Source organism: Kosakonia sacchari SP1 (genome assembly GCF_000300455.3).
Lineage (GTDB): Bacteria > Pseudomonadota > Gammaproteobacteria > Enterobacterales > Enterobacteriaceae > Kosakonia > Kosakonia sacchari.
Genome location: NZ_CP007215.2, coordinates 1,567,002 through 1,591,569, shown reverse-complemented (window position 1 = coordinate 1,591,569; position 24,568 = coordinate 1,567,002). Strand labels below are relative to the sequence as shown.

The following is a 24,568-nucleotide window of genomic DNA, read 5'->3' as shown; positions in this document are numbered from 1 at the left end:
TTGTATTAATGTTACTAATAAGTTGATTTTTTGCATTAAATTTAACACTTATTGCTGGTCACATTGGCTGGAAATCTGCTATCATCCCCCGCTTTGCCGAACGCAGGGATACCGTTTGTCACTGCTTTTCTGGCTACCCCCACCTGCGAACCTTTATGACTGAAAAATCAATCCATTCTGCACTACATGTAAGGCACCTCCTGCGATCACCTCAGCTTTTTACTCGTGAAGTTCTGGCAGGCGTTATCACCGCGCTGGCGCTGATTCCGGAAGTTATCTCGTTTTCTGTTATCGCAGGTGTTGACCCGAAAGTAAGCCTGTTTGCCTCAGTAGTGCTTTGTTTTAGCATGTCTTTGCTCGGCGGGCGTCCGGCAATGGTCACGGCGGCGGCGGGATCAGTCGCGTTGGTTATCGGTCCGATGGTTCATCAAAACGGTGCGGAATATATTTTGCCGGCGGTTTTACTCGCGGGTGTGATCCAGATTCTTTTCGGTCTGAGCGGAATGTCCCGACTGATGCGCTTTATCCCACACGCGGTGATGACCGGTTTTGTTAATGCACTGGGAATTTTGATTTTCTTCGCTCAGGTGCCGCATTTCTGGCATAAAGATCCCCTGATTCTGGCGCTGTTCGCCCTGACCATTCTGATTGTGCTGTGGCTCCCGCGCTGGGTTAAAAGTATTCCTGCACCGCTTGTGGCGATTGTGCTGCTCACCGCGTTCACTGTTTTTACCGGTCAGTTGCTGCCCACCGTGGGGGATGAAGGTTCTATGCAGGATGCTTTGCCAGGCCTGACGCAATGGCTGGTGCCATTGAATCTGCATACGCTGAGCATTGTCTGGCCGTGTGCGCTGAGTATCGCGTTTGTCGGCTTGATGGAATCTCTGCTTACCGCCAAATTGGTCGACGATCTGACACATACGCCATCGAATAAAACCCGGGAAAGCACCGGGCTTGGGATCGCGAACATTCTGGCAGGCTTCTACGGCGGGATTGCCGGGTGCGCCATGATCGGCCAGACCATTGTCAACGTGGAGATGGGCAAAGGCCGCACGCGTATCTCGACCCTTGCTGCCGCGCTGGTGCTGTTGTTGCTGGTAACGGCATTAAGCAATGTGATGGCGAAAATCCCGATGGTGGTATTAGCCGGGATTATGGCGATTGTCGCGTTTAAGACCTTTAACTGGAATAGTTTGCAACCTGTGACGCTAATGCGAGCGCCGGTTGTTGAAACGCTGGTGATGCTGGTCACCGTGGTTGCCACCGTTAGCACCGGTAATCTGGCTATCGGCGTTGTTGCCGGGCTGGTTACACTGGCGATTACGCCAGCGGCGCTGCGGGAAAAGAGCCTGTTTACAGCAAAAAAATCGTCGCCAGCCCAAGGAAAATAAAGAAGCCGCCGGTATCGGTAATGGCGGTGCTCATCACGCTGGAGCCGACCGCCGGGTCGCGCCCCAGCCGGGTCATCACCATCGGGATTAATACCCCCATCAGCGCCGCCATCAGCAGGTTCAGCACCATTGCCAGCGTCATCACGCCGCCCAGCGCCGCATCGCCATACAGCCACCAGGTGACACCGCCCATAATCCCGCCCCACACCAGGCCGTTAATCAGCGCCACGCCCATTTCACGCAGAATAAGAAAGGTAAAGTTTCCCGGCTGAATGTTCTGCAAAGCCAATGCGCGAACAATCATGGTTATGGTTTGATTACCCGTATTGCCGCCGATGCCAGCGACAATCGGCATCAGCGACGCCAGCGCCACCAGTTGCGAAATGGTGTGTTCGAAACCATCAATGACACGTGATGCGATAAACGCAGTACATAAGTTGGTTGCCAGCCATACCCAGCGGTTTTTCACCGCTTTACTTACCGGGGCGAAAACATCTTCCTCAGTACTTAAGCCCCCCATCTGGCGCATGTCGTTGTCGGTCTCTTCGTACACCACATCAACGATTTCATCGATGGTCAAACGCCCCATCAGCATGCCGTTTTCATCCACCACCGCCGCGCTGAGTAAGTTGTCACGCTCAAAGGTGCGTGCCACTTTTTCCGCTTCGTCTTCAGGTGAGAAGGTGACCGGATCGGCATCCATCACCTCGCTCACCCGCCGTCCGGCGGCGTTAAGCAGGATAGTTTGCAGCCCAAGCTCACCCATTAGCCGGTTATCACGTCCGATCACAAACAGTTTATCGGTGTTCTCCGGCATTTTACCGAGGCGGCGCAGATAGCGCTGGACAGCCGCCAACGTGACTTCCGAGCGGACGGTGATGACTTCAAACGCCATAATTGCGCCGACGCAATTTTTGCCATAGCGCATGACCTGTCGCATACGGGCGCGCTCTGATGGCGGCAATGTCGCCATCAGCCGCCCGGTGAGGTTACGCGGCAGATGCTGCACCAGCCAGATTTGCTCATCGATATCCAGCGTATCGAGCGCGTCCAGCAGCGCACGGTCGCTCATCTCATCGATAAGGTCATCCCAGACGTTTTCGGACGCTTCCAGCAGCACTTTGCCGCGTTTATCATCATCGATTAGCCGCCATAACGCGTGGCGTTCAACCACCGGCAGCGCTTCGAGGGTGTCAGCTAAATCCGGTGGCGGCAGGTGCGAAACTAGCGCCTTCACGTCGGCAAGATCGTGCTCAAGCTCGGCACTATCAACCTGCTCGACCAGCGTGATTTCGCCAAGCAGCGCGGCAGTGAGCGGTTTATGGGTGGTGAGCAGCCAAATCAGCCGCGCACGCTCTTCGTCGCGCAGTTTGACGCTGTTTTTTTTGATAACTGGCATTGGCCGGTCCCTGAGTGTAGCAAAGCGCTCCGAAGCCGGAGCGGGGTAGCCTTAAGCATAGCGGTAGGTTTTGTAAAAAATAATAAACAGCGCAGGCGTTTGGATAAAAAACCAGCGAACGCCCCCTCGGCAGAAGGGGCGTTTCTGTCAGGCGGTACGCGCGACTGCGTCGCGGGAAGCGTGTGCACGCTCTTCACCCACCAGCTCGGTGAGCTGTCCGTTACGCATCTCCAGCAGCCGATCGGCATGCTCGAAGTAGTGATCGTCATGGCTAATAGCAAAAATGGTTTTGCCCATCTGCTGCATTAATGGAAGTAATACCTGGTAAAAATCGCGGCGGAAATGTGGATCCTGATCGGCTGCCCATTCATCCAGCAGCAGGATATCGCGCTCTTCCGCCAGCGCCAGCAGCAACGCGACGCGTTTTTTCTGCCCTTTCGACAGCTTCAGATTGAGGATCTTGCCGTTGTTTAGCTCCAGCTTGTGCGACATTTTCAGTTGCTCAAGCCACTTCTCCACCAGCACCGGATCCGCCTGCTTGCCTTCCGGCCCCAGCAGGTCGTCAAACAGCCAGACGTCGGTAAAGACCGCCGAGAATAGTTTGCGGTAATCTTCCGGTTTATCCTGCGCCATCGGTTTACCATCCAGAAGGATCTCGCCAGAAACCGGCTGATACAGCCCGGTTAACAGCATCGCCAACGTCGACTTGCCGCTGCCGTTGCCGCCAATCAAAAACACCAGCTCGCCGCGATTCAGCGTCATGTTGACGGGGCCAATCGCGAAGTCGTTGTCCTGATATTTAAAGGTAACATCGCGCAGCTCCAGCGTTTGCCAGTTTGGGAAAGCCTGCGGACGAGGAAACTCGGCTTTATAGGGTGCCAGCGCAAACTGTTTTAGCTTTTTAAAGGCGACCTGCGCACTGAGCAGCGTGGGCAAGGCACCCACTGCTGACAGCAGCGGCGTGCGCAAAAAAAGCAGCGTCAGGGAATACGTTGCGGCGACATTGGTATCTGCCCAGCCGAGGCTGTTTGCCATCCAGAACACCAGGCCAATGGCACCGAGCATCATAATGTTCGACCAGTTTACCGCGCTTAAATGGAACGTATCGGCGCGAATAATATGATGGCGATACTCACGCGCATCCGGCAGATACATCTGGTCGAAAATGTGTTCCGCCCGTTCGCGGTTGAGGTTCAGCTCTTTGCGCCCTTCAAGCACGGTCTGGAAATCGTTGTACAGCTTGTCTTCTGTTTCACGCAGCCTCGCCATATGTTTGTACACACGCGACACCAACACGAACCCGCCCCAGATGGTCAGCGCCATCCACAGCACAGTGATCAGCAGCATCTTGCCAGAGAGCATCGCCAGGTAGATACAGGAACCGACGGTCAGAATAATGCCCTGCACCAGTTCCGGCAGGCGCACAAAGGCGATGGTGATATTACGCACGTCGCTGGTCAGACCGGCCAGCAGCGCGGCGCTACCCAGTTGTTCAATGCGTTCGACCGGGGTGTCGAGAATACGTTTGATAAATTCACTGCGCAGACGGAAGACAAAATGGTGACCGAGGGTAGTCAGCGCCAGTTGCGATCCCAGCGTCACCGCCATCAATAACAGCAACAAACCGAGAAACTCCGGTAACACGGTCAGTGATATATCCACCGTTTCAATCAGCCGCTGGTTAATAAAAGCAATCAGGCCGATACCAAACGCGGCGCTCACGAGGGTAAGCGCAAGCACACCGACAAAAGGCCAGCGATACTGACGCCAGACAAGAAGGAGAAGTTCCATAACAACACCCGGTCAACAAAATCAGCCAGCAGTTTAAACGGCTACCGGGTTACATCAAGAATAATTCTTATTTTTATTCGCCATTGCCTGCCTGGCGAAATGTGAGGTTATAGCGGCACTCGCCGGTAGCCGGGTGATAGCCGCCTTTTAGCGGCGCAATGCCGTGGTAAAAGAGCCGCGACTCGCCGCCCCATACGACAACATCGCCGTGTTCAAGCATCAGTCGTTGCAGCGGATCGCTACGTTTCAGCCCGCCAAACTGGAAAACGGCAGGTAAACCGAGCGACACAGACACAATCGGCGCACGCAGGTCGGGCTCATCTTTATCCTGATGCAGAGACAATTTCGCACCCGGCACATAACGGTTGATAAGGCAGGCATCCGGACTGAAATCCGGGTAACCCGCCGCCTCGCTCGCCTGCTGGCACAACGCGGAAAAAACCGCAGGCATCGGCGGCCACGGCTGTTGAGTTAACGGATCGACCGGCGCATAGAGATAACCACGCTTGTCGGTGGTCCAGCCGAGTTTGCCACAGTTGGTCATCGCCACGGACATGGTATAACCGCCAGGGGTGACCATATGGCGCAGCGGAGACTGGCTAACCACTTGCGCAATACCGCGTAATAGTTGGTCGGCTGATGCTAATGCAAGGCGCCGCAGCACGACAGCGCCCAATGCCAGCGGCTCCTGCCAGGGTTGTTCTCCGGAAAACAGATCGAGCATCACGTCTCCTCTTTGTTACGTTCTCGCTGGAGCAACTGGGCTTTGCGCGCCATGCCCCAGCGATAACCGGACAGCGCCCCATCGCTGCGCACTACGCGATGACAAGGGATCACAATCGCCAGTTTGTTTGCGCCGCAGGCGCTGGCAACCGCCCGCACCGCTTGCGGTTTACCCAGCTTTTTCGCCAGTGCCTGGTAACTTACCGTCTCACCAGCGGGTATTTCGCGCAGTGCTTGCCATACCTGTAACTGGAAAGCAGTGCCGCGCAAATCCAGCGGCAGCGTAAAGGGGGCATCGGCATTGTCGAGCCGCTTGATAACCTGCGCCACCCGCGCACTGAACGCGTCATTCGCCTGCGCACGCTGAGCACGCGGGAAGATCGCCTGCAACTGGGCAAGAAGCTGCTCGTCACTGTCGGCCAGTAAAATGGCGCAAATTCCACGTTCGCTCTCCGCCACCAGGCAGCGTCCCAGTGCGCAGTCGCTCAAGGTGTACCAGACATCAGTTGCATCGCCGCCGCGGCGAAACTGCTGTGCCGTCATGCCCAGCGATGCATCGGCCTGGCGGTAATAACTGCTGCTATCGGGGAAGCCGGCAGCCAGCACAGCGTCGGTAACGGTTTCGCTCACGGCAAGGGTATTGCGTAAGCGGCGAGCGCGAAAAGCCAGCTGCCAGGCTTTTGGCGTCATGCCGGTAACGGATTTAAATAAACGGTGAAAATGATAAGGACTCAGCGCCACTTCGGCGGCCAGTTGCTGAAGCGTAATGGGCGTATCCTGCTCCAGTAAACGGCAGGCTTTAGCCACTTTATCCAGCCGCTGTTGCTGCGGGTGAGTTTTATCCGGCTGGCAGCGCTTACAGGGGCGAAAACCAGCGGCCTGCGCGCTCTGCACATCAGAATAAAAACGCACATTCTGGCGCAGGGCATGGCGTGCCGTGCAGGAGGGACGGCAAAAAATGCCGGTGGTCAGCACGGCAAAAACAAACTGACCATCGGCCTGCGCATTACGGGCCAGCACCGCTTGCCAGCGCTGTTCATCTAATAATGTGGTGTCGTTCATGTCAGGCTCCTTATGTAAGCTTAGCCTCACTGTGCCCGTATGCGCGGATCCAGACACCCGCAATCTTGCGGTTTAATTTTTTTCATTTAGCAGGAACGCGGAAAACTGCGGCGACATCCAGGTGCGGAAACCGTCGCCGTCTTTGATAATCATAAATACCGCCAGCCCTTCCCGCTTCACGACCTCTTTTGCCTGCTCGGTGCCGAGCACCATTAAACCGGTGTCCCAGGCATCGGCTTCCAGCGCCGTGGGCGCGATAACCGTGACCGACACCAGCGCATGCTGGATTGGCCGCCCGCTACGTGGATCGATGATGTGTGAAATGCGTTTGCCGTCCAGCTCGTAATAGTTACGGTAGCTGCCAGAGGTGCTAATACCATGGCCGTTGATATCGACAACCGCCTGGGCAACGTTCTCACGATCGGTCGGTTTCTGTATCGCCACGCGCCACGGCTGGCCTTGCGCGTTCATGCCCCGGCTGGCTAACGCGCCGCCGACAGAAACCAGATAACGCGCGATCCCTTCCCGCTCCATCAACGCCGCCAGATGATCCGCGGCGTACCCTTCACCGACCGTCGAAAGGTCAACAAACAGATCCGGCAGATCTTTTTGCAGGAATTGCTCCCCGGCGCGGTTGATCACGGTTAAATGCGCTAAACCGGTACGCGCTTTCGCCGCATCAATTTGTGCCTGGCTCGGCGTATTTACCGGCTGTTTATCCGGGCCAAAACCCCATAAATTAACCAGCGGTCCGACGGTGATATCCATCGCGCCATCCGTTTTTTCACCGACACGCAGCGAGGTGGTGACAATATCCGCCATCGCGGCGCTGACCGGCCACGGCTCGGTGCTGGTCGAGTGGTTAAAGCGCATTAGCGCGGAGTCGTCTTTCCAGGTCGACATCAGATGATCGTCAGCATCCAGCTGTGTCTGAATTTTTTGTTGCAGGCTCTGCGCCTGTTGCGGGCTCATATCGACTACACTGACGCGCCAGAAAGTGCCCATGGTTTTGCCTTCAAGCACGGTGGGCTGTGCCTTGCTACCGGTGTCGCAACCGGTCAGTAACAACAACGCCGCGACTACCCCGGCACGAAGAAAAATCATCTCTGTCTCTCGTTATTTGTTAACTCGCGGCAAGCCTACACTAAAACCATAGCGTTGACCGACGCGGGCCATAAAAAAGGGGCCTTTCGGCCCCTTAATAATCGCAGTTGTTAACTTAGAACTGGTAAACCAGGCCCAGTGCAACAACGTTGTCGGTGGCAATGCCAGCGGCTTTGGTGAAGTCGTTGTCGTCCAGCAGGTTGATTTTGTAATCAACATAGGTGGACATGTTTTTGTTGAAGTAGTAGGTCGCGCCAACGTCGATGTATTTCAGGATATCCTGATCACCGAAGTTAACAGTACCGGTGTTGTTGCTGACATCCTTACCTTTAGATTGCAGGTAAGCGATGGACGGACGCAGACCGAAGTCGAACTGGTACTGAGCAACCACTTCGAAGTTCTGCGCTTTGTTGGCAAAACCATATGCTGCATCACTAGCGGAACCGAAGCGGGTTGCGTTATAGGTCTGGGAGTACTGCGCTGCCAGGTAGATATTGTTAGCGTCGTATTTCAGACCGCCGCTATATACTTCAGCGTGATCGCCTTCGCCGTAGATGTTTGTAGCAATCTGGTTTTGCCGATCAGTACGTTTGGAAGAAGACATCGCACCACCCACGCTGAAGCCTGCGCCCAGATCATAGGTCAGAGACGCGCCATAACCGTCGCCATTTTCTCTCGTCATGCTGCGGCCAGCAGAGTTGTTCTCAGCGCTACTGTTTTTACCCTGATATTGCAGAGCAAAGTTCAGGCCATCAACCAGACCGAAGAAGTCGGTGTTACGGTAGGTTGCAACACCGTTAGCACGGGATTGCAGGAAGTTATCTGCACCGTAGGTATCGCCGCCAAATTCCGGCAGAACGTCGGTCCAGGAAGTGACATCGTAGATTACGCCGTAGTTACGACCGTAGTCGAAAGAACCCGCATCAGCGACGCGGATACCGGCGAAAGCCAGACGAGTCCACGCCTGATCGGTAGAGGTTTCGGTGTTATTAGCCTGAACGTTGTATTCCCACTGGCCGTAGCCTGTAACCTGATCGTTAACCTGCGTTTCGCCTTTGAAACCAAAGCGGACGTAAGTCTGATCGCCATCAGCGCTACTGTCGTCAGAAAAATAGTGCAGACCGTCTACTTTGCCGTACAGATCTAATTTGTTGCCATCTTTGTTGTAAACTTCAGCCGCATTTGCTGCGCCTGCTACCAGCAGAGCCGGTACCAGGAGGGACAGAACTTTAACTTTCATTTTATTAACCCTCTGTTATATGCATTTTTATTGCCACTGCTTGCCGATTAACCCTCTAATCAGCTGGCAAAATCATTGTGCTTAAAATAGAAAAATAATCCAACGAGAATATGATACGAAAACTTTGAAGATGTTTCATACATAATGATAGATGTTTCATTTTGTAAATTTCAGGGAACTTTTTTTCGCACAAATAGCTAAACAAATACGCACAAATAATCAATAACCGATAAAAAACCATTTAAAAACAATATAATAAGACAAATAAAAATCATAGCACTGAATGCAAAACCATAATCTTCAATCGCAACTAAAATATCTGACGCTATCATCATTAACTTTATTTATTACCGTCATTCGAATCTGAATGTCTGTTTACCCTTCTTATAACCGGATGCTTCGCATTCGGTTTTTTTTTACTCTTACTTACGTAACTTTAATAATTGTTTAGATATAATAACGATTTGTAACGACTATTAATTAATCAATTACCATGCCAGATATTTCTCATTGACACATTCATCAAATTAATCGTTTGTTATTTATCGCGTTCTTTTTGCAACCAACCGGTAAATATATGTACAATTTTGCCAGGCTGTACATATTTGCCGCTGCGTTTAGTCAATGTGTCTATCCCCATGTTTTCGAGATTGAAACGGGAAAGAGAATCTGGAAATTCACTCATTAACCGATATACTGCCTGCTGTACACTGCTCTGCAACACAACATCTATACGTTCGCCGCATGTTTCAGGCGATTTTACGGCATGGCAGCAACATTGTCTCAGCGAGCGCTGAGTGTTAACAGCAGTGTTGTCATAACGGGTTCCACACAAGAATGAGTCGATCGGACACAATGATCCCTGGCAAATTTTCCCTGATACCGGGCAACATCACCCGTTACTTTCTTTTGTTGATTATCGTCCTGTTGGTGACAATGGGGGTGATGATCCAAAGTGCGGTCAACGCCTGGTTAAAAGATAAAAGCTATCAGATTGTCGATATCACCCACGCTATTCATAAGCGTATCGACACCTGGCGCTACGCAACCTGGCAAATCTACGACAACATTGCAGCGGCCCCTGCCGCTACGTCTGGTGAAGGTCTGCAAGAAACGCGCTTAAAACAAGATGTTTACTACCTGGAAAAACCACGGCGTAAAACAGAAGCGTTGATTTTTGGTTCCCATGACAGTTCGACGCTGGAGATGACGCAGCGGATCTCCACTTACCTCGATACACTCTGGGGTGCGGAAACCGTGCCCTGGTCGATGTATTACCTCAACGGCCAGGATAACAGCATGATCCTGGTGTCGACGTTGCCGCTAAAGGATCTTTCGTCCGGTTTCAAAGACAACACGATCAGTAATATCGTCGATTCCCGCCGTGCGGAAATGCTGCAGCAGGCGAATGCCCTTGATGAACGCGAAAGCTTTTCATCTCTGCGCCATCTGGCCTGGCAAAACGGTCATTATTTCACGCTGCGTACGACATTCAACCAGCCGGGCCACCTGGCGACGGTGGTCGCATTCGATTTGCCGATTAATGATCTGATCCCACCCGGCATGACGCTGGATAGCTTCCGTCTCGATCCGGATACCACGCAGACCAACACGCGTGGGCAGGATAAAGAAACAACCGACAGCGTTGCCGTCAATTTTAATAGTTCACGCATTGAGATCTCCTCGGCGTTGAATGGCACTGGGCTGCGTCTGGTCTGGCAGGTGCCATTCGGAACACTGCTGCTGGATACGCTGCAAAATATTCTTCTGCCGTTACTGCTAAATATCGGCCTGCTGGCGCTGGCGTTGTTCGGTTACACCACCTTTCGCCAGATGCCAGGGCGTAAAACCGACGGTCTGGCAACGCCTGGTGCGAGTAACGAACTTCGCGTGCTGCGCGCCTTTAATGAAGAGATCGTGTCGCTGCTGCCACTGGGGCTGCTGGTGCACGATCAGGAAGCGAACCGCACCGTTCTGAGCAATAAAATCGCCGATCACTTATTACCGCACCTGAATCTGCAAAATATTACGTCCATGGCCGATCAACATCAGGGCGTGATTCAGGCCACCATCAATAACGAGCTGTACGAAATTCGTCAGTTCCGCAGCCAGGTCGCCTCACGTACGCAGATCTTTATTATTCGCGATCAGGACAGAGAAGTGCTGGTTAATAAAAAGCTCAAGCAGGCGCAACGGCTTTATGAGAAAAACCAACAGGGCCGCGCCAGCTTTATGAGTAACCTTGCTGAGTCGCTGAAACAGCCAGTGAAATCGTTGGCCAGCGAAGCCGCTGCGTTGCAGAGTCAGGAGGGCAATCTTGTTGCGGATCACGCCGACAGACTGGTACAACTGGTCGATGAAATCCAGCTGGCGCATATGCTGGAGAGCGACAGCTGGAAAGGCTCGTCTACGCTGTTCTCTATTCAGGATTTGATTGACGAAGTGGTGCCGGAAGTCCTGCCGGTTATCAAACGTAAAGGTCTGCAACTCTTAATTAATAACCCGCTTCCGGCCAATGAAGAGCGTCACGGCGACCGCGACGCACTGCGTCGGATCCTGTTGCTGCTGATCCAGTACGCGGTCACGACCACGCAGATGGGCAAAATCACGCTTGAAGTGAATGTGGACGAATCGGCGGAAGACCGCCTGACCTTCCGGATTCTCGATACCGGCGTGGGTGTGAACGCCAGCGAAATCGATAATCTGCATTTCCCGTTCCTAAACGATACGCAGGGTGATCAGTACGGAAAAGCGAATGCCCTCACCTTCTGGCTGTGCGATCAGCTGGCACGTAAACTTGGCGGGCATCTGAATATTAAAGCGCGTGAGGATCTGGGCACCCGTTATTCACTGCATGTGAAAATGGCGGCCCGTCCGCAACAGGCAGAGAGCGAAGAAAAATTACTCGATGACGTAGTGGCGATGATTGATATTACCTCTAACGAAATCCGTAATATTGTGGTTCGCCAGTTGGAAAACTGGGGGGCGAGTTGTATTTCCCCGGATGAGCGGTTATCAAGTCAAGAATATGATCTCTTTTTGACAGATAATCCGTCTAATCTTACTGCCTCAGGCTTGCTTTTAAGCGATGATGAGGCAGGCGTACGGAAAATTGGCCCAGGCCAATTGCGCGTGAACTTTAATATGAGCAATGCAATGCAGGGAGCAATATTGCAACTCATTGAAGAGCAACTGGCGCAGGAGGATGTACCGGAGTCGCCTTTGGGGGGTGACGAAAACGCCGAGCTCCACGCCAGCGGCTATTACGCGCTGTTTGTTGACACAGTACCCGATGATGTTAAGAGGTTGTATACTGAGTCGGCGCTGCGTGATTTCGCGGCGCTGGCGCAGACGGCACACCGCCTGAAAGGCGTGTTTGCCATGCTTAATCTGGTACCTGGTAAGCAGTTGTGTGAAACGCTGGAGCAATTAATTCGCGAGAGCGATGTTCCAGGCATAGAAAATTACATCAGCGACATTGACGCTTACGTCAAGAGCTTGCTGTAGCAAGGTAGCCTAATACATGAACAATATGAACGTAATTATTGCCGATGACCATCCGATTGTACTGTTCGGTATTCGCAAGTCACTCGAACAAATCGAATGGGTAAACGTTGTCGGTGAATTTGAAGACTCTACAGCGCTGATTAACAACCTGCCGAAACTTGAAGCAAACGTATTGATAACCGATCTGTCAATGCCGGGCGATAAATACGGCGATGGCATCACGCTGATCAAATACATTAAACGTCACTTCCCGACGCTGTCGATTATTGTGCTTACCATGAACAATAACCCGGCAATCCTGAGCGCAGTGCTGGATCTGGATATTGAAGGTATCGTGCTAAAACAAGGCGCGCCGACAGACCTGCCAAAAGCGCTGGCAGCACTGCAAAAAGGGAAGAAATTCACCCCGGAAAGCGTCTCCCGTCTGCTGGAAAAAATCAGCGCTGGCGGTTACGGCGACAAACGCCTGTCACCGAAAGAGAGCGAAGTGCTGCGTCTGTTTGCCGAAGGTTTCCTGGTAACGGAAATCGCCAAGAAGCTGAACCGCAGTATCAAAACCATCAGTAGTCAGAAAAAATCAGCAATGATGAAACTGGGTGTCGATAACGATATCGCGCTGCTGAACTATCTCTCCTCCGTCACCCTGACGCAGACAGAAAAAGAGTAATCCCGCAACCCCGGCACCCGCCGGGGTTCTTTTTATACCCGGCTGTTTCGTACCCGCGCGGCATATGCCGCCAGCGTTTGCTTGAGAATATCCAGCGTTACCGGCTTCGACAGGCAACTGTCCATACCCGATTCCAGACAGCGTTGTTTCTCTTCAGCCAGCGCGTTAGCCGTCACACCAATCACCGGCAGCGTTAGCCCTAACTGGCGAATACGTTGTGTCAGGCGGTAACCGTCCATATTCGGCATGTTGACGTCGCTGAGCACAATATCGATAGAGTTTTTGCTCAGAACATTCAGCGCATCCACACCATCATTAGCCGTTTTACACTGATACCCCAGCGATCCCAGCTGATCGGCCAGCAGGCGGCGGTTAATCGGATGATCGTCCACCACCAGAATCATCATGTCATCGTTACGCGCAGCTTCCCGAGTCTCGGCAGGAAGCGCGTTGCTCGCCTGCGGCTCGATAACCTGAACGCGGTAAATGCGCCCCAGCAGCGCCAGCAGATCGTGGGGCGACGCGACGCTGTGCAACCATTCCCCCGGCGCACGCTCAACGGGAATACCGATGTGGCGACGGCAGAAAACAATGGCCGCGCGTCCGGTCCACGACGCGGAGAGTTCATCATCGGTGATCAACGTATCCTGGTTGCCCAGCACGCGCCCGTCGTACTGCTTAACCTGAATACCGTTCCATTGCAGTAATGTCTGAAGATAACCCGACAGCCAGGCATTACGCACCGCCAGCCAGCAGCACGTATCCGCCAGGCCATCGACATCGGCGCGGACCGGCGCCACTGCGTTGTAAAGCGGGATACGGATGGTGAACTGGCTCCCCATGCCCGGCTCGGTATCAACGGAAATATCGCCATCCATCATGCTGATCAATTTTTCACAAATCGCCAGCCCAAGCCCGGTTCCCTGGAAATTACGCTGTACGCCGGTTCCCACCTGGAAGAAGGGATCGAACAGACGCACCACCTCTTTACCCGGAATTCCCACGCCGGTATCACGTACGCGAATGCTGAGATAATCCGCGTCGCGATGCACATGCAGCACGATACAACCCATATCAGTAAACTTAATCGCGTTGCTAAGCAGGTTGGAAATCACCTGCTGTAAACGCATCGGATCGCCATTCAGCGCCATCGGCACATCCGGTTCAATAAAGCAGTACAGCCCCAGTTGTTTACGCACCACCAGCGGTAAATAGTTGGCGGTGATATGGCTCATCACTTCGCGCGGGGAAAACTCGCGCGGCTCGATTTTCAACTGTTCCGATTCAATTTTCGAGAAATCGAGGATATCGCTGATAATTTTCAGCAATAGACTCGACGAGTTGTTCATTGCGGTGACTAACCTGTCCACCCCTTTCGGCAGCTCTTTCGTTTGCAGCAGATCGAGGTTACCGATAATACCGTACAACGGCGTGCGCAACTCATGGCTGACTGTCGCAAGGAACATCGATTTCGACTGGCTCGCCTGCTCCGCCGCTTGCGCCATCTCCTGCAACGACTCTTCCATCTTCACGCGGGCAGAAACATCCACCAGCACGCAAATCGCCACGTTTTCATTGCGATAACGAGAATGAACAAAGCTAATTTGCAGATTGGTATTATTGCTGGTCAGCACATCAACGAAATTGACCTGCTGACCACAAATAATTTGCGTAAGCCGTTGCCTGTCTTCATGCGTCAGCATGTTCAGATAGTTGTGCGCCAGTTCATTACTGAGGATGTTCGTGCCGTCCTGAGTGCGCAAAATGCAGATCCCCACTGGCGCGGAGGCGACGATTTTACGGTTGAACTGCTCATGCTCTTCCAGGCGTTGGGCATCATTTTCCGCCGGGATAAAAATTCGCCGCTCGTACATGCGCGCAAGCGTAAACAGTGCCACACCAACCAGCACATTCAGCAACACCGCGTTGAGGATCAGCATGCGAATGCGTTCCAGCACCATATCGACCGGTACGGAGTAAACCACGCTCAACGATGACGGTGGCAAGCTCTTTTTCAGGATCAGCTCGCGGAAACCCGAGGTATAACCAAACCACGAACGTTCCTGCATCCAGCGCGGATCGACAACAATGCCGCTATCCTGGCCGGTAAGGGAAATCAGCGCATGGCCGTTGTCATCCAGAATGGTCACGCCCATCGGCAGGCTACCCGGCGTGAAAAAGTTTTCCATGCGAATGGACTGTTCCGTGCCCAGCAGCGCTTGCAGGCGGTTGCCGAGGTAAACCGGCGTCAGCGCATAGAAGTAACCGATCCCCGGACGCGGCCCCTGGCTCATCCAGTAGACGTTGTTGCTGCGCTCATCCTGCGGGGCGTTACGGTATTTAACGATGCGCTCATGCAGACTTTTCAGCGTATCGTCGCGTTCAACGGGCAGATCGCGCAGGCCGAAGTCGGCCATACAGAGATTGTCGCTGCCGATCAAAAACACGCGATTGAGATCGTAAGCGGCGGAGAAATTGTCGCGCCAGTAGCGCATAAACCACGCCAGCGACTCCAGCGAGCCGCGCCAGGAACTGCCCATGGCGGAGCAGTCTGAATCAGGGAAAAGGGGTAAAAATGTCGGGACTTCGGTTTTGTCGTCGCGGTTGCGCGAAGTCAGAATACCGTTTTCCGCCGTCAGGCGATTTTCGGCGATGTACTTCAGCTCTTTCATCACATCAGACGTGCGCTGGATGTAACGCTGCGCCTGATCGGAGCTAAGGTTAAATTCCTGGCGAATTTCCGACTCTTTGTCATGCAAGGCGTTAACGATATAAAAGACAGAAAAAAAGGCAATTAACAGCCAAAGCAATAGCGCCAGCGCCCTGAACAGATAGCGGGAGACTTTCAGGGTACTACGAAAAGAGACGAGGTATTTCAACCTGGGGAAACTCCGCCACAAGGAAGTTAAAAAAGAGTGTGATTAAGGTAGCGATAAATCGCAAAGGCCGCAACGGCAATGAAAAGGGCCGGAAACCGGCCCTCATAATGCATTACTCGGCGTCGTCCTCCGCCGCGTCGTCGTCGGTATCGGTATCAACTTCCGGCGCGATATCATCATCGCCTTCCGCCACGCTACCGTCGATGGAGTCTAACTCTTCATCATCTACCGGCTCAGCAACACGCTGCAGACCCACTACGTTTTCATCTTCCGCGGTGCGGATCAGAATAACGCCCTGGGTATTACGCCCTACCACGCTGATTTCCGAGACGCGTGTACGCACCAGCGTACCGGCATCGGTGATCATCATGATCTGGTCGCAATCATCAACCTGCACCGCGCCGACCACTGCGCCGTTACGCTCGGTGACTTTGATGGAGATAACGCCCTGGGTACCGCGCGATTTGGTCGGGTACTCGGTTTCCGCCGTACGTTTACCGTAACCGTTCTGCGTTACCGTCAGGATGGCGCCTTCACCACGCGGTACGATCAGCGAAACAACGCTGTCTTTTTCCGCAAGCTTGATGCCACGAACACCGGTCGCAGTACGACCCATTGCACGCACGGCACCTTCTTTAAAGCGCACCACTTTGCCCGCAGCAGAGAAGAGCATCACTTCGTCGCTGCCTGACGTCAGATCGACGCCAATCAATTCATCGCCTTCGTTCAGGTTAACGGCAATAATACCGGCAGAACGCGGACGGCTGAATTCGGTAAGCGCGGTTTTCTTCACGGTACCGCTGGCGGTCGCCATAAAGACGTTGACGCCCTCTTCGTATTCACGCACCGGCAGAATGGCGGTAATACGCTCGTTCGGCTCCAGCGGCAGCAGGTTGACGATCGGACGACCACGCGCGCCACGGCTCGCTTCCGGCAACTGATAAACCTTCATCCAGTACAGACGTCCACGGCTGGAGAAGCAGAGGATGGTGTCATGGGTGTTGGCCACCAGCAGGCGATCGATAAAGTCTTCTTCTTTAATACGCGCGGCCGATTTACCTTTACCACCACGGCGCTGGGCTTCGTAGTCGGTCAGCGGCTGATACTTCACATAGCCCTGGTGCGACAACGTAACCACCACATCTTCCTGATTAATCAGGTCTTCGATGTTGATATCGGCAGTGTTAGCGGTAATTTCGGTGCGACGTTCGTCGCCAAACTGTTCGCGAACCAGCTCAAGCTCTTCGCGGATCACTTCCATCAGGCGTTCAGCACTGCCAAGGATGTGCAGCAGCTCAGCAATCTGCTCCAGCAGCTCTTTGTACTCGTCGAGCAGTTTTTCATGCTCAAGGCCAGTCAGTTTCTGCAAGCGCAGATCCAGAATCGCCTGTGCCTGCTGTTCGGTCAGATAGTATTTACCATCGCGAATACCGAACTCCGGCTCCAGCCACTCCGGACGCGCCGCATCGTCGCCCGCCCGTTCCAGCATGGCAGAGACATTGCCCAGATCCCACGGCTGCGCGATCAGGCCCGCTTTTGCTTCAGCAGGCGTCGGCGCGCGGCGGATCAGCTCAATGATCGGATCGATGTTCGCCAGCGCCACGGCCAGCGCTTCGAGGATATGTGCGCGGTCGCGAGCTTTACGCAGTTCGAAAATGGTACGACGCGTCACCACTTCACGGCGGTGTCGCACAAACGCGGCGAGAATTTCTTTCAGCGCCATGATCTTCGGCTGACCATGGTGCAGAGCCACCATGTTGATACCGAAGGAAACCTGCAATTGCGTCTGGGAGTAGAGGTTGTTCAGAACCACTTCACCCACGGCGTCGCGTTTGATTTCGATAACGATGCGCATACCGTCTTTATCGGACTCGTCGCGCAGTGCGCTGATACCTTCAACGCGTTTATCTTTCACCAGCTCGGCAATCTTCTCGATCAGGCGTGCTTTGTTCACCTGATACGGAATTTCGTGCACGATAATGGTTTCGCGACCGCTTTTCGCGTCGGTTTCCACTTCCGCGCGTGCGCGAATGTAGATCTTGCCGCGACCGGTGCGATAGGCCTCTTCGATGCCGCGGCGACCGTTGATGATCGCCGCAGTCGGAAAATCCGGCCCCGGAATATGCACCATCAGCTCTTCAATACTGATGTCTTCGTTATCAATGTAGGCCAGGCAACCGTTGATCACTTCCGTCAGGTTATGTGGCGGAATGTTGGTAGCCATACCGACGGCGATACCCGACGAACCGTTCACCAGCAGGTTCGGGATCTTGGTGGGCATCACATCAGGGATTTTTTCGGTGCCGTCGTAGTTATCGACGTAATCAACCGTCTCTTTTTCCAGATCGGCCATCAATTCATGGGCAATCTTCGCCAGGCGGATTTCCGTATAACGCATCGCCGCCGCGGAGTCGCCATCGATGGAACCGAAGTTCCCCTGACCATCGACCAGCATGTAACGCAGCGAGAACGGCTGCGCCATACGGACAATGGTGTCGTACACTGCGGAATCACCATGGGGATGGTACTTACCGATTACGTCACCAACGACACGGGCAGATTTTTTGTAGGCTTTATTCCAGTCATTGCCCAATACGTTCATGGCGTAAAGTACGCGACGGTGAACCGGTTTCAGGCCATCTCGGACATCCGGAAGCGCACGGCCAACAATGACCGACATCGCATAGTCCAGATAGGAGCTCTTCAGCTCTTCCTCGATGTTAACCGGTGTAATTTCTCTCGCAAGGTCGCTCATCTAACCGCTATCCCTCTACTGTATCCCGGATTCAAAGGTCGCAAATTATAACACAACCGCTTTGATACAGGTAAACCTATAACACCCGTGCAAAGGTTTATTCATCCCGTTGGCCTGATATACTCACGGGTCTTATTGATAGAGGAGTTATTGCGCCCATGAATGCCGAAAAAACGCCGGTCGCTCAGAACGTTGATCATGCTGAAATCGCCAAATTTGAGGCTGTCGCCTCGCGCTGGTGGGATAAAGAAGGTGAGTTTAAACCCCTGCACCGCATTAACCCTCTGCGCTTGGGTTATATTGGCGAACACGCTGCCGGTCTGTTCGGTAAGAAAGTGCTCGATGTCGGCTGCGGCGGCGGGATTCTGGCAGAAAGCATGGCGCAAGAAGGTGCTGAGGTCACCGGGCTTGATATGGGCTTTGAACCACTCCAGGTAGCGCGTTTGCATGCGCTGGAATCTGGCGTTCAGGTCAATTACGTGCAGGAAACCGTAGAAGAGCATGCGGCAAAACACGCGCAGCAGTATGACGTCGTCACCTGCATGGAGATGCTGGAGCATGTTCCGGATCCGCAATCGGTGGTAAAAGCCTGCGCGCAGTTGGTCAAACCCGGCGGTCATGTCTTCTTCTCTACCATTAACCGCAACGGCAAAGCCTGGTTGATGGCGGTCGTCGGCGCGGAATATGTGCTACGCATGGTGCCGAAAGGTACGCACGACGTGAAGAAATTTATTAAGCCAGCGGAACTCTTAAACTGGGTTGACGGCACTGTGTTACAGGAGTGTCACATCACCGGGTTACATTACAATCCGTTGTTAAACCAGTTTACGTTAGGGCCGGGGGTAGATGTGAACTATATGTTACATACAACAGCAAAAAATGACTAAGGTCATCAGATAAAGTGATAGAAGATTGCGCAGCATCAAGTTGCGCAATTGCCTTTCCCGATGAAGAAATCAGCACTCGATCAAAAATTCATTTTTTTTTGCGAAATATTGACATCGCCGCCAGGCCTTACGATACGAGGACTTAGCGATTATCACCCTTTCGCAACCTCAATTTAACCTCAAAATCAACTCTTGTACTGAAAAGAATCCTTACTAGAATACTCACCATATAGCGTTTCTCTTATCGCAAACCCCCTATATGTAGTATTTATCCACAGAGTTAATCACAGCAACGAATTGTGGATAAATGGGGGGATATTTTCTATTTCACGGACAGGTAATCACATGAATCAGAGTCTGCTGGTGACAAAGCGTGATGGTGGCACTGAGCGCATCAATCTCGACAAAATTCATCGAGTACTGGATTGGGCGGCAGAGGGGCTAAGTAACGTATCTATCTCTCAGGTTGAACTGCGCTCACACATTCAGTTCTACGACGGTATCAAAACGTCCGATATCCACGAGACCATCATTAAGGCCGCCGCGGATCTGATTTCCCGCGATGCGCCGGACTACCAGTACCTGGCTGCGCGCCTGGCCATTTTCCACCTGCGTAAAAAAGCCTACGGCCAGTTCGAGCCGCCTGCGCTGTTTGACCACGTGAAGAAAATGATTGAGCTTGGCAAATACGATCATCATCTGCTGGAAGACTACACGGAAGAAGAGTTCAAGCAGATGGACGGTTTTATCGACCACTGGCGCGATATGAACTTCTCTTACGCGGCGGTGAAGCAACTGGAAGGCAAATACCTGGTCCAGAACCGCGTGACCGGCGAGATCTACGAAAGCGCGCAGTTCCTCTATATCCTGGTTGCCGCGTGCCTGTTCTCCAACTATCCGCGTGAAACCCGTCTGGACTACGTCAAGCGCTTCTACGACGCTGTTTCCACATTCAAAATTTCGCTGCCGACGCCGATCATGTCTGGCGTGCGTACGCCGACCCGTCAATTCAGCTCCTGCGTATTGATCGAGTGCGGCGACAGCCTGGACTCCATCAATGCCACTTCCAGCGCGATTGTGAAATACGTTTCCCAGCGCGCCGGTATCGGTATCAATGCCGGCCGCATTCGTGCGCTGGGTAGCCCGATCCGCGGTGGTGAAGCGTTCCACACCGGTTGTATCCCGTTCTACAAACACTTCCAGACGGCAGTGAAATCCTGCTCGCAGGGCGGTGTACGCGGCGGCGCGGCAACCCTGTTCTACCCGATGTGGCATCTGGAAGTTGAAAGCCTGCTGGTACTGAAAAACAACCGTGGCGTGGAAGGCAACCGCGTGCGTCACATGGACTACGGCGTACAGATCAACAAACTGATGTACACTCGTCTGCTGAAAGGTGAAGAGATCACCCTGTTCAGCCCGTCCGACGTGCCGGGTCTGTACGATGCGTTCTTCGCCGATCAGGATGAGTTCGAACGCCTGTACACCCAATATGAAAAAGACGACAGCATCCGTAAACAGCGCATCAAAGCGGTGGAGCTGTTCTCTTTGATGATGCAGGAACGCGCTTCTACTGGCCGTATCTACATTCAGAACGTCGATCACTGCAACACCCATAGCCCGTTTGACCCGATGGTTGCGCCGGTACGTCAGTCCAACCTGTGCCTGGAAATCGCCCTGCCGACCAAGCCGCTGGATGATGTGAACGACGAAAACGGTGAAATCGCGCTCTGCACGCTCTCTGCGTTTAACCTCGGGGCGATTAAAAACCTCGACGAGCTGGAAGAGCTGGCCACGCTTGCGGTGCGTGCGCTCGACGCGCTGCTGGATTACCAGGATTACCCGATTCTGGCCGCAAAACGTGGCGCGATGGGGCGCCGTACGCTGGGTATTGGCGTCATCAACTTTGCTTACTGGCTGGCAAAGAACGGTAAACGTTACTCTGACGGCAGCGCTAACAACCTGACGCACCAGACTTTCGAAGCCATTCAGTACTGGTTGCTGAAAGCCTCTAACGAGCTGGCGAAAGAGCAAGGCGCATGCCCGTGGTTCAACGAAACCACCTACTCGCAGGGTATTTTGCCGATCGATACTTACAAGAAAGATCTCGACGGTATTACCAGCGAGCCGCTGCATTACGACTGGGAAGCGTTGCGTGAATCGATCAAAACGCACGGCCTGCGTAACTCGACGCTCTCCGCGCTGATGCCGTCTGAAACCTCGTCGCAGATCTCCAACGCCACCAATGGCATTGAACCGCCGCGCGGCCATGTGAGCATCAAAGCGTCGAAAGATGGCATCCTGCGTCAGGTGGTGCCGGATTACGAAAAACTGAGTAATGCTTACGAGCTGCTGTGGGAAATGCCGAATAACGATGGCTACCTGCAATTGGTCGGCATCATGCAGAAATTTATCGATCAGTCGATTTCGGCGAACACCAACTATGACCCGTCACGCTTCCCGTCGGGCAAAGTGCCGATGCAACAGTTGTTGAAAGACTTGCTGACCGCCTACAAATTTGGTGTGAAAACGCTGTACTATCAAAACACCCGCGATGGCGCGGAAGATGCGCAGGATGACCTGGCACCTTCCATCCAGGACGATGGCTGCGAAAGCGGCGCATGTAAGATCTAACTAAGGGGCGGGGAAACCCGCCCTTTTTTTTCGCAAACAGGACTCACATTTCATGGCATACACCACTTTTTCACAGACGAAAAACGATCAGTTGCTGGAGCCGATGTTCTTCGGCCAGCCGGTTAACGTGGCGCGCTACGATCAGCAAAAATATGACATTTTCGAAAAGCTGATTGAGAAACAACTCTCCTTCTTCTGGCGTCCGGAAGAAGTTGACGTTTCCCGCGACCGTATCGATTTCCAGGCGCTACCGGAACACGAAAAGCACATTTTTATCAGCAACCTGAAATACCAGACGCTGCTGGATTCGATTCAGGGTCGTAGCCCGAACGTTGCGTTGCTGCCGCTGATCTCCATCCCGGAACTGGAAACCTGGGTAGAAACCTGGGCGTTTTCAGAAACGATCCATTCGCGCTCTTACACCCACATCATCCGCAACATCGTTAACGATCCGGCGGTGGTGTTTGACGATATCGTCACCAACGAGCAGATCCTCAAGCGCGCGGAAGGCATCTCGCACTTCTACGACGAACTGATTGAAATGACCAGCTACTGGCATCTGCTGGGTGAAGGCACGCACAACGTCAACGGCAAAACCGTGACCGTCAGCCTACGCGAGTTGAAGAAAAAACTTTATCTGTGCCTGATGAGCGTGAACGCGCTGGAAGCGATTCGCTTCTACGTCAGCTTCGCTTGTTCCTTCGCGTTCGCCGAGCGTGAGCTGATGGAAGGCAATGCCAAAATCATTCGCCTGATTGCCCGCGACGAAGCGCTGCACCTGACCGGCACCCAGCATATGCTGAACCTGCTGCGTTCCGGCGCGGATGACCCGGAAATGGCCGAGATCGCCGAAGAGTGCAAACAGGAGTGCTATGACCTGTTCGTGCAGGCGGCATTGCAGGAAAAAGAGTGGGCGGAATACCTGTTCCAGGGCGGCTCGATGATTGGCCTGAACAAAGACATTCTCTGCCAGTACGTTGAGTACATCACTAATATCCGCATGCAGGCAGTCGGTCTCGACTTACCGTTCCAGACCCGTTCGAACCCGATTCCGTGGATCAACACCTGGCTGGTTTCCGATAACGTCCAGGTCGCTCCGCAGGAAGTGGAAGTGAGTTCCTATCTGGTCGGCCAGATCGACTCTGAAGTCGACACCGACGATCTGAGTAGCTTCCAGCTCTGATGAGCCGTGTGACGCTTAGCCTTTCCGGCACGCACGTCCAGTGCCAGGATGAGCACCCTTCCCTGCTGGTGGCGCTCGAATCGCACCAGGTGGAAGTTGAGTACCAGTGCCGCGAAGGCTACTGCGGCTCCTGCCGCTGTCGCCTGGTGGCGGGCCAGGTTGACTGGATTGCCGAGCCGCTGGCCTTTATCAACGAAGGGGAAATTTTGCCCTGCTGCTGCCGGGCGAAAGGCGATATCGAAATCGAGATGTAAAAAAGGGCCTTCCCAGGCCCTTTTATTTTTACTTTTTATGCAGAAACTGCACCGCTTTATCCGGGAAGTCGGTAAACAACCCATCGACGCCCGCCTGCTGATACAGCACCTTATAAAGCTGATTCACATCGCTGGCATACGGCGGAAGCTGATCCGCACGAACGGTAAACGGATGCACCTGCAAATGGCTGGCATGCGCCTCTTTCACCATTGCCGTTAGCTTGACGTTACCCGGTTTTGAACCGTCCGCTACCAGCATGTGATAGTCCGGCCCGATGCCGTCGGCATACTGCGCGATTTGCTTCATCGCGCCGGGTTTGAACATCCAGTCGTAACTGTAATTCACCCATTTGCCGTCCGGCTGCTGCTCCTGCGTTTCATTCCATTTGGTATAGGCAATCAGCTGCACCAGCCTGAGATCCATCCCCATCTTCGGTTCCAGCTCATTCTTAATGCGTTTGAGCTCATTGACGTCAAAACATTGCAGATACACATTGTCCTGCTTGCTGGTGTAACCGTACTTTTTCAGCACTTCCAGCGTCTTTGCGGCAATGTCTTTCCCTTCCTGATGGTGGAACCAGGGCGCTTTGATCTCCGGATAAATACCGATGTTTTTGCCAGTGGAGTGGTTCAACCCCTGCACAAACTCGATCTCCTCTTCAAACGTGTGAATGCGGAAATCGGATTTACCCATCGGGAAACGGCCCGGATAGACCTGCACTTTCTTGCCCTTTTCGAGCTCGAACCCTTCGGTAAACTTCAGCGAGCGGATCTCGTCGAGCGTAAAGTCGATGGCATAGTAGCGCCCGTCTTTACGCGCGCGCTGCGGGAAGCGCTCCGCGACATCCGTTACGCGGTCGAGATAGTGATCATGCAGAACGACCAGTTGGTCGTCTTTGGTCATCACCAGATCTTGTTCAAGGAAATCCGCGCCCTGTGCATAGGCCATCGCTTTCGCCGGTAAGGTATGTTCCGGCAAATAACCGCTGGCGCCACGATGGGCGATAACGATTTTATCGGTGGCCAGCGCCTGGCTGGTTAACGCGCCTGCCAGCAGCAGGCTTGAGGTCATACGGGTGAAAGTGGTTTTCATCA

At 53.4% G+C, this 24,568-nt stretch carries 16 protein-coding genes; 7 read left to right on the top strand and 9 right to left on the bottom strand.

The window, feature by feature from the left end; genetic code table 11:
- The first annotated feature begins 155 nt into the window (after positions 1-155).
- Entirely contained in the window at positions 156-1,391 is a 1,236-nt protein-coding gene (locus C813_RS30560; protein WP_017458554.1) for a SulP family inorganic anion transporter, read from the top strand.
- Here C813_RS30560 and mgtE read toward each other — a convergent pair.
- The 6 genes from mgtE to C813_RS30530 form a co-directional block, all read right to left on the bottom strand.
- On the bottom strand, positions 1,354-2,790 hold the full coding sequence (mgtE, locus tag C813_RS30555) for a magnesium transporter (RefSeq protein ID WP_017458555.1): 1,437 nt from the start codon (positions 2,788-2,790) through the stop codon (positions 1,354-1,356). The two genes, C813_RS30560 and mgtE, sit on opposite strands and share 38 nt — an antisense overlap.
- A gap of 147 nt (positions 2,791-2,937) precedes the next feature.
- Positions 2,938-4,581, bottom strand: coding sequence for a multidrug ABC transporter permease/ATP-binding protein (locus tag C813_RS30550; protein ID WP_017458556.1), 1,644 nt, complete (start codon positions 4,579-4,581; stop codon positions 2,938-2,940).
- Positions 4,582-4,654: 73 nt separating this feature from the next.
- Positions 4,655-5,305 carry a DNA oxidative demethylase AlkB gene (gene alkB / locus C813_RS30545; RefSeq protein ID WP_017458557.1) on the bottom strand — a complete coding sequence of 217 codons (651 nt, stop codon included), beginning with the start codon at positions 5,303-5,305 and terminating at the stop codon, positions 4,655-4,657.
- Entirely contained in the window at positions 5,305-6,366 is a 1,062-nt protein-coding gene (ada, locus tag C813_RS30540) for a bifunctional DNA-binding transcriptional regulator/O6-methylguanine-DNA methyltransferase Ada (RefSeq protein ID WP_017458558.1), read from the bottom strand. The genes alkB and ada overlap by 1 nt, the downstream gene beginning before the upstream one ends.
- Before the next feature lie 72 nt (positions 6,367-6,438).
- Entirely contained in the window at positions 6,439-7,470 is a 1,032-nt protein-coding gene (gene apbE, locus C813_RS30535) for an FAD:protein FMN transferase ApbE (protein WP_017458559.1), read from the bottom strand.
- Between the two features lie 115 nt (positions 7,471-7,585).
- Positions 7,586-8,710, bottom strand: a complete 1,125-nt coding sequence (locus C813_RS30530) for a porin OmpC (protein WP_017458560.1) — start codon at positions 8,708-8,710, stop codon at positions 7,586-7,588.
- Between the two features lie 837 nt (positions 8,711-9,547).
- On the opposite strand from C813_RS30530, the gene rcsD reads away from it, so the two are divergent.
- Together rcsD and rcsB are read left to right on the top strand one after the other, a co-directional pair.
- Entirely contained in the window at positions 9,548-12,217 is a 2,670-nt protein-coding gene (gene rcsD / locus C813_RS30525) for a phosphotransferase RcsD (protein WP_025263902.1), read from the top strand.
- A gap of 16 nt (positions 12,218-12,233) precedes the next feature.
- The gene (gene rcsB / locus C813_RS30520; protein ID WP_017458563.1) at positions 12,234-12,884 is read left to right on the top strand and encodes a response regulator transcription factor RcsB; all 651 of its coding nucleotides are present in this window, start codon (positions 12,234-12,236) and stop codon (positions 12,882-12,884) included.
- Positions 12,885-12,916: 32 nt separating this feature from the next.
- Here rcsB and rcsC read toward each other — a convergent pair whose 3' ends face one another.
- Together rcsC and gyrA are read right to left on the bottom strand one after the other, a co-directional pair.
- Positions 12,917-15,763, bottom strand: coding sequence for a two-component system sensor histidine kinase RcsC (rcsC, locus tag C813_RS30515; RefSeq protein WP_017458564.1), 2,847 nt, complete (start codon positions 15,761-15,763; stop codon positions 12,917-12,919).
- Positions 15,764-15,875: 112 nt separating this feature from the next.
- Positions 15,876-18,518 carry a DNA topoisomerase (ATP-hydrolyzing) subunit A gene (gene gyrA, locus C813_RS30510; protein ID WP_017458565.1) on the bottom strand — a complete coding sequence of 881 codons (2,643 nt, stop codon included), beginning with the start codon at positions 18,516-18,518 and terminating at the stop codon, positions 15,876-15,878.
- 158 nt (positions 18,519-18,676) lie between these two features.
- On the opposite strand from gyrA, the gene ubiG reads away from it, so the two are divergent.
- From ubiG to yfaE, 4 genes are all read left to right on the top strand, one after another.
- Positions 18,677-19,405 (top strand): bifunctional 2-polyprenyl-6-hydroxyphenol methylase/3-demethylubiquinol 3-O-methyltransferase UbiG, encoded by a 729-nt coding sequence (gene ubiG, locus C813_RS30505; RefSeq protein ID WP_017458566.1) that lies wholly within the window; start codon positions 18,677-18,679, stop codon positions 19,403-19,405.
- A 345-nt stretch (positions 19,406-19,750) separates the two neighbouring features.
- Positions 19,751-22,036 carry a class 1a ribonucleoside-diphosphate reductase subunit alpha gene (gene nrdA / locus C813_RS30500; RefSeq protein ID WP_017458567.1) on the top strand — a complete coding sequence of 762 codons (2,286 nt, stop codon included), beginning with the start codon at positions 19,751-19,753 and terminating at the stop codon, positions 22,034-22,036.
- A gap of 52 nt (positions 22,037-22,088) precedes the next feature.
- Positions 22,089-23,219 (top strand): class Ia ribonucleoside-diphosphate reductase subunit beta, encoded by a 1,131-nt coding sequence (nrdB, locus tag C813_RS30495; protein WP_017458568.1) that lies wholly within the window; start codon positions 22,089-22,091, stop codon positions 23,217-23,219.
- Entirely contained in the window at positions 23,219-23,473 is a 255-nt protein-coding gene (gene yfaE, locus C813_RS30490; RefSeq protein WP_017458569.1) for a class I ribonucleotide reductase maintenance protein YfaE, read from the top strand. Before nrdB ends, yfaE begins: the two co-directional genes overlap by 1 nt.
- Positions 23,474-23,501: 28 nt before the next feature.
- On the opposite strand, the gene glpQ is transcribed toward yfaE, so the two are convergent.
- Positions 23,502-24,566: a glycerophosphodiester phosphodiesterase gene (gene glpQ / locus C813_RS30485; RefSeq protein ID WP_017458570.1), complete on the bottom strand. Its 1,065-nt coding sequence runs from the start codon at positions 24,564-24,566 to the stop codon at positions 23,502-23,504.
- Positions 24,567-24,568: the final 2 nt, after the last annotated feature.

Coding starts and splice junctions, on each gene's coding strand:
- alkB (WP_017458557.1), bottom strand. CDS start 5,305: ATGCTCGATCTGTTTTCCGGAGAACAACCCTGGCAGGAGCCGCTGGCA.
- ada (WP_017458558.1), bottom strand. CDS start 6,366: ATGAACGACACCACATTATTAGATGAACAGCGCTGGCAAGCGGTGCTG.
- ubiG (WP_017458566.1), top strand. CDS start 18,677: ATGAATGCCGAAAAAACGCCGGTCGCTCAGAACGTTGATCATGCTGAA.
- nrdB (WP_017458568.1), top strand. CDS start 22,089: ATGGCATACACCACTTTTTCACAGACGAAAAACGATCAGTTGCTGGAG.
- nrdA (WP_017458567.1), top strand. CDS start 19,751: ATGAATCAGAGTCTGCTGGTGACAAAGCGTGATGGTGGCACTGAGCGC.
- mgtE (WP_017458555.1), bottom strand. CDS start 2,790: ATGCCAGTTATCAAAAAAAACAGCGTCAAACTGCGCGACGAAGAGCGT.
- rcsD (WP_025263902.1), top strand. CDS start 9,548: ATGAGTCGATCGGACACAATGATCCCTGGCAAATTTTCCCTGATACCG.
- apbE (WP_017458559.1), bottom strand. CDS start 7,470: ATGATTTTTCTTCGTGCCGGGGTAGTCGCGGCGTTGTTGTTACTGACC.
- gyrA (WP_017458565.1), bottom strand. CDS start 18,518: ATGAGCGACCTTGCGAGAGAAATTACACCGGTTAACATCGAGGAAGAG.
- C813_RS30530 (WP_017458560.1), bottom strand. CDS start 8,710: ATGAAAGTTAAAGTTCTGTCCCTCCTGGTACCGGCTCTGCTGGTAGCA.
- glpQ (WP_017458570.1), bottom strand. CDS start 24,566: ATGAAAACCACTTTCACCCGTATGACCTCAAGCCTGCTGCTGGCAGGC.
- C813_RS30560 (WP_017458554.1), top strand. CDS start 156: ATGACTGAAAAATCAATCCATTCTGCACTACATGTAAGGCACCTCCTG.
- C813_RS30550 (WP_017458556.1), bottom strand. CDS start 4,581: ATGGAACTTCTCCTTCTTGTCTGGCGTCAGTATCGCTGGCCTTTTGTC.
- rcsB (WP_017458563.1), top strand. CDS start 12,234: ATGAACAATATGAACGTAATTATTGCCGATGACCATCCGATTGTACTG.
- yfaE (WP_017458569.1), top strand. CDS start 23,219: ATGAGCCGTGTGACGCTTAGCCTTTCCGGCACGCACGTCCAGTGCCAG.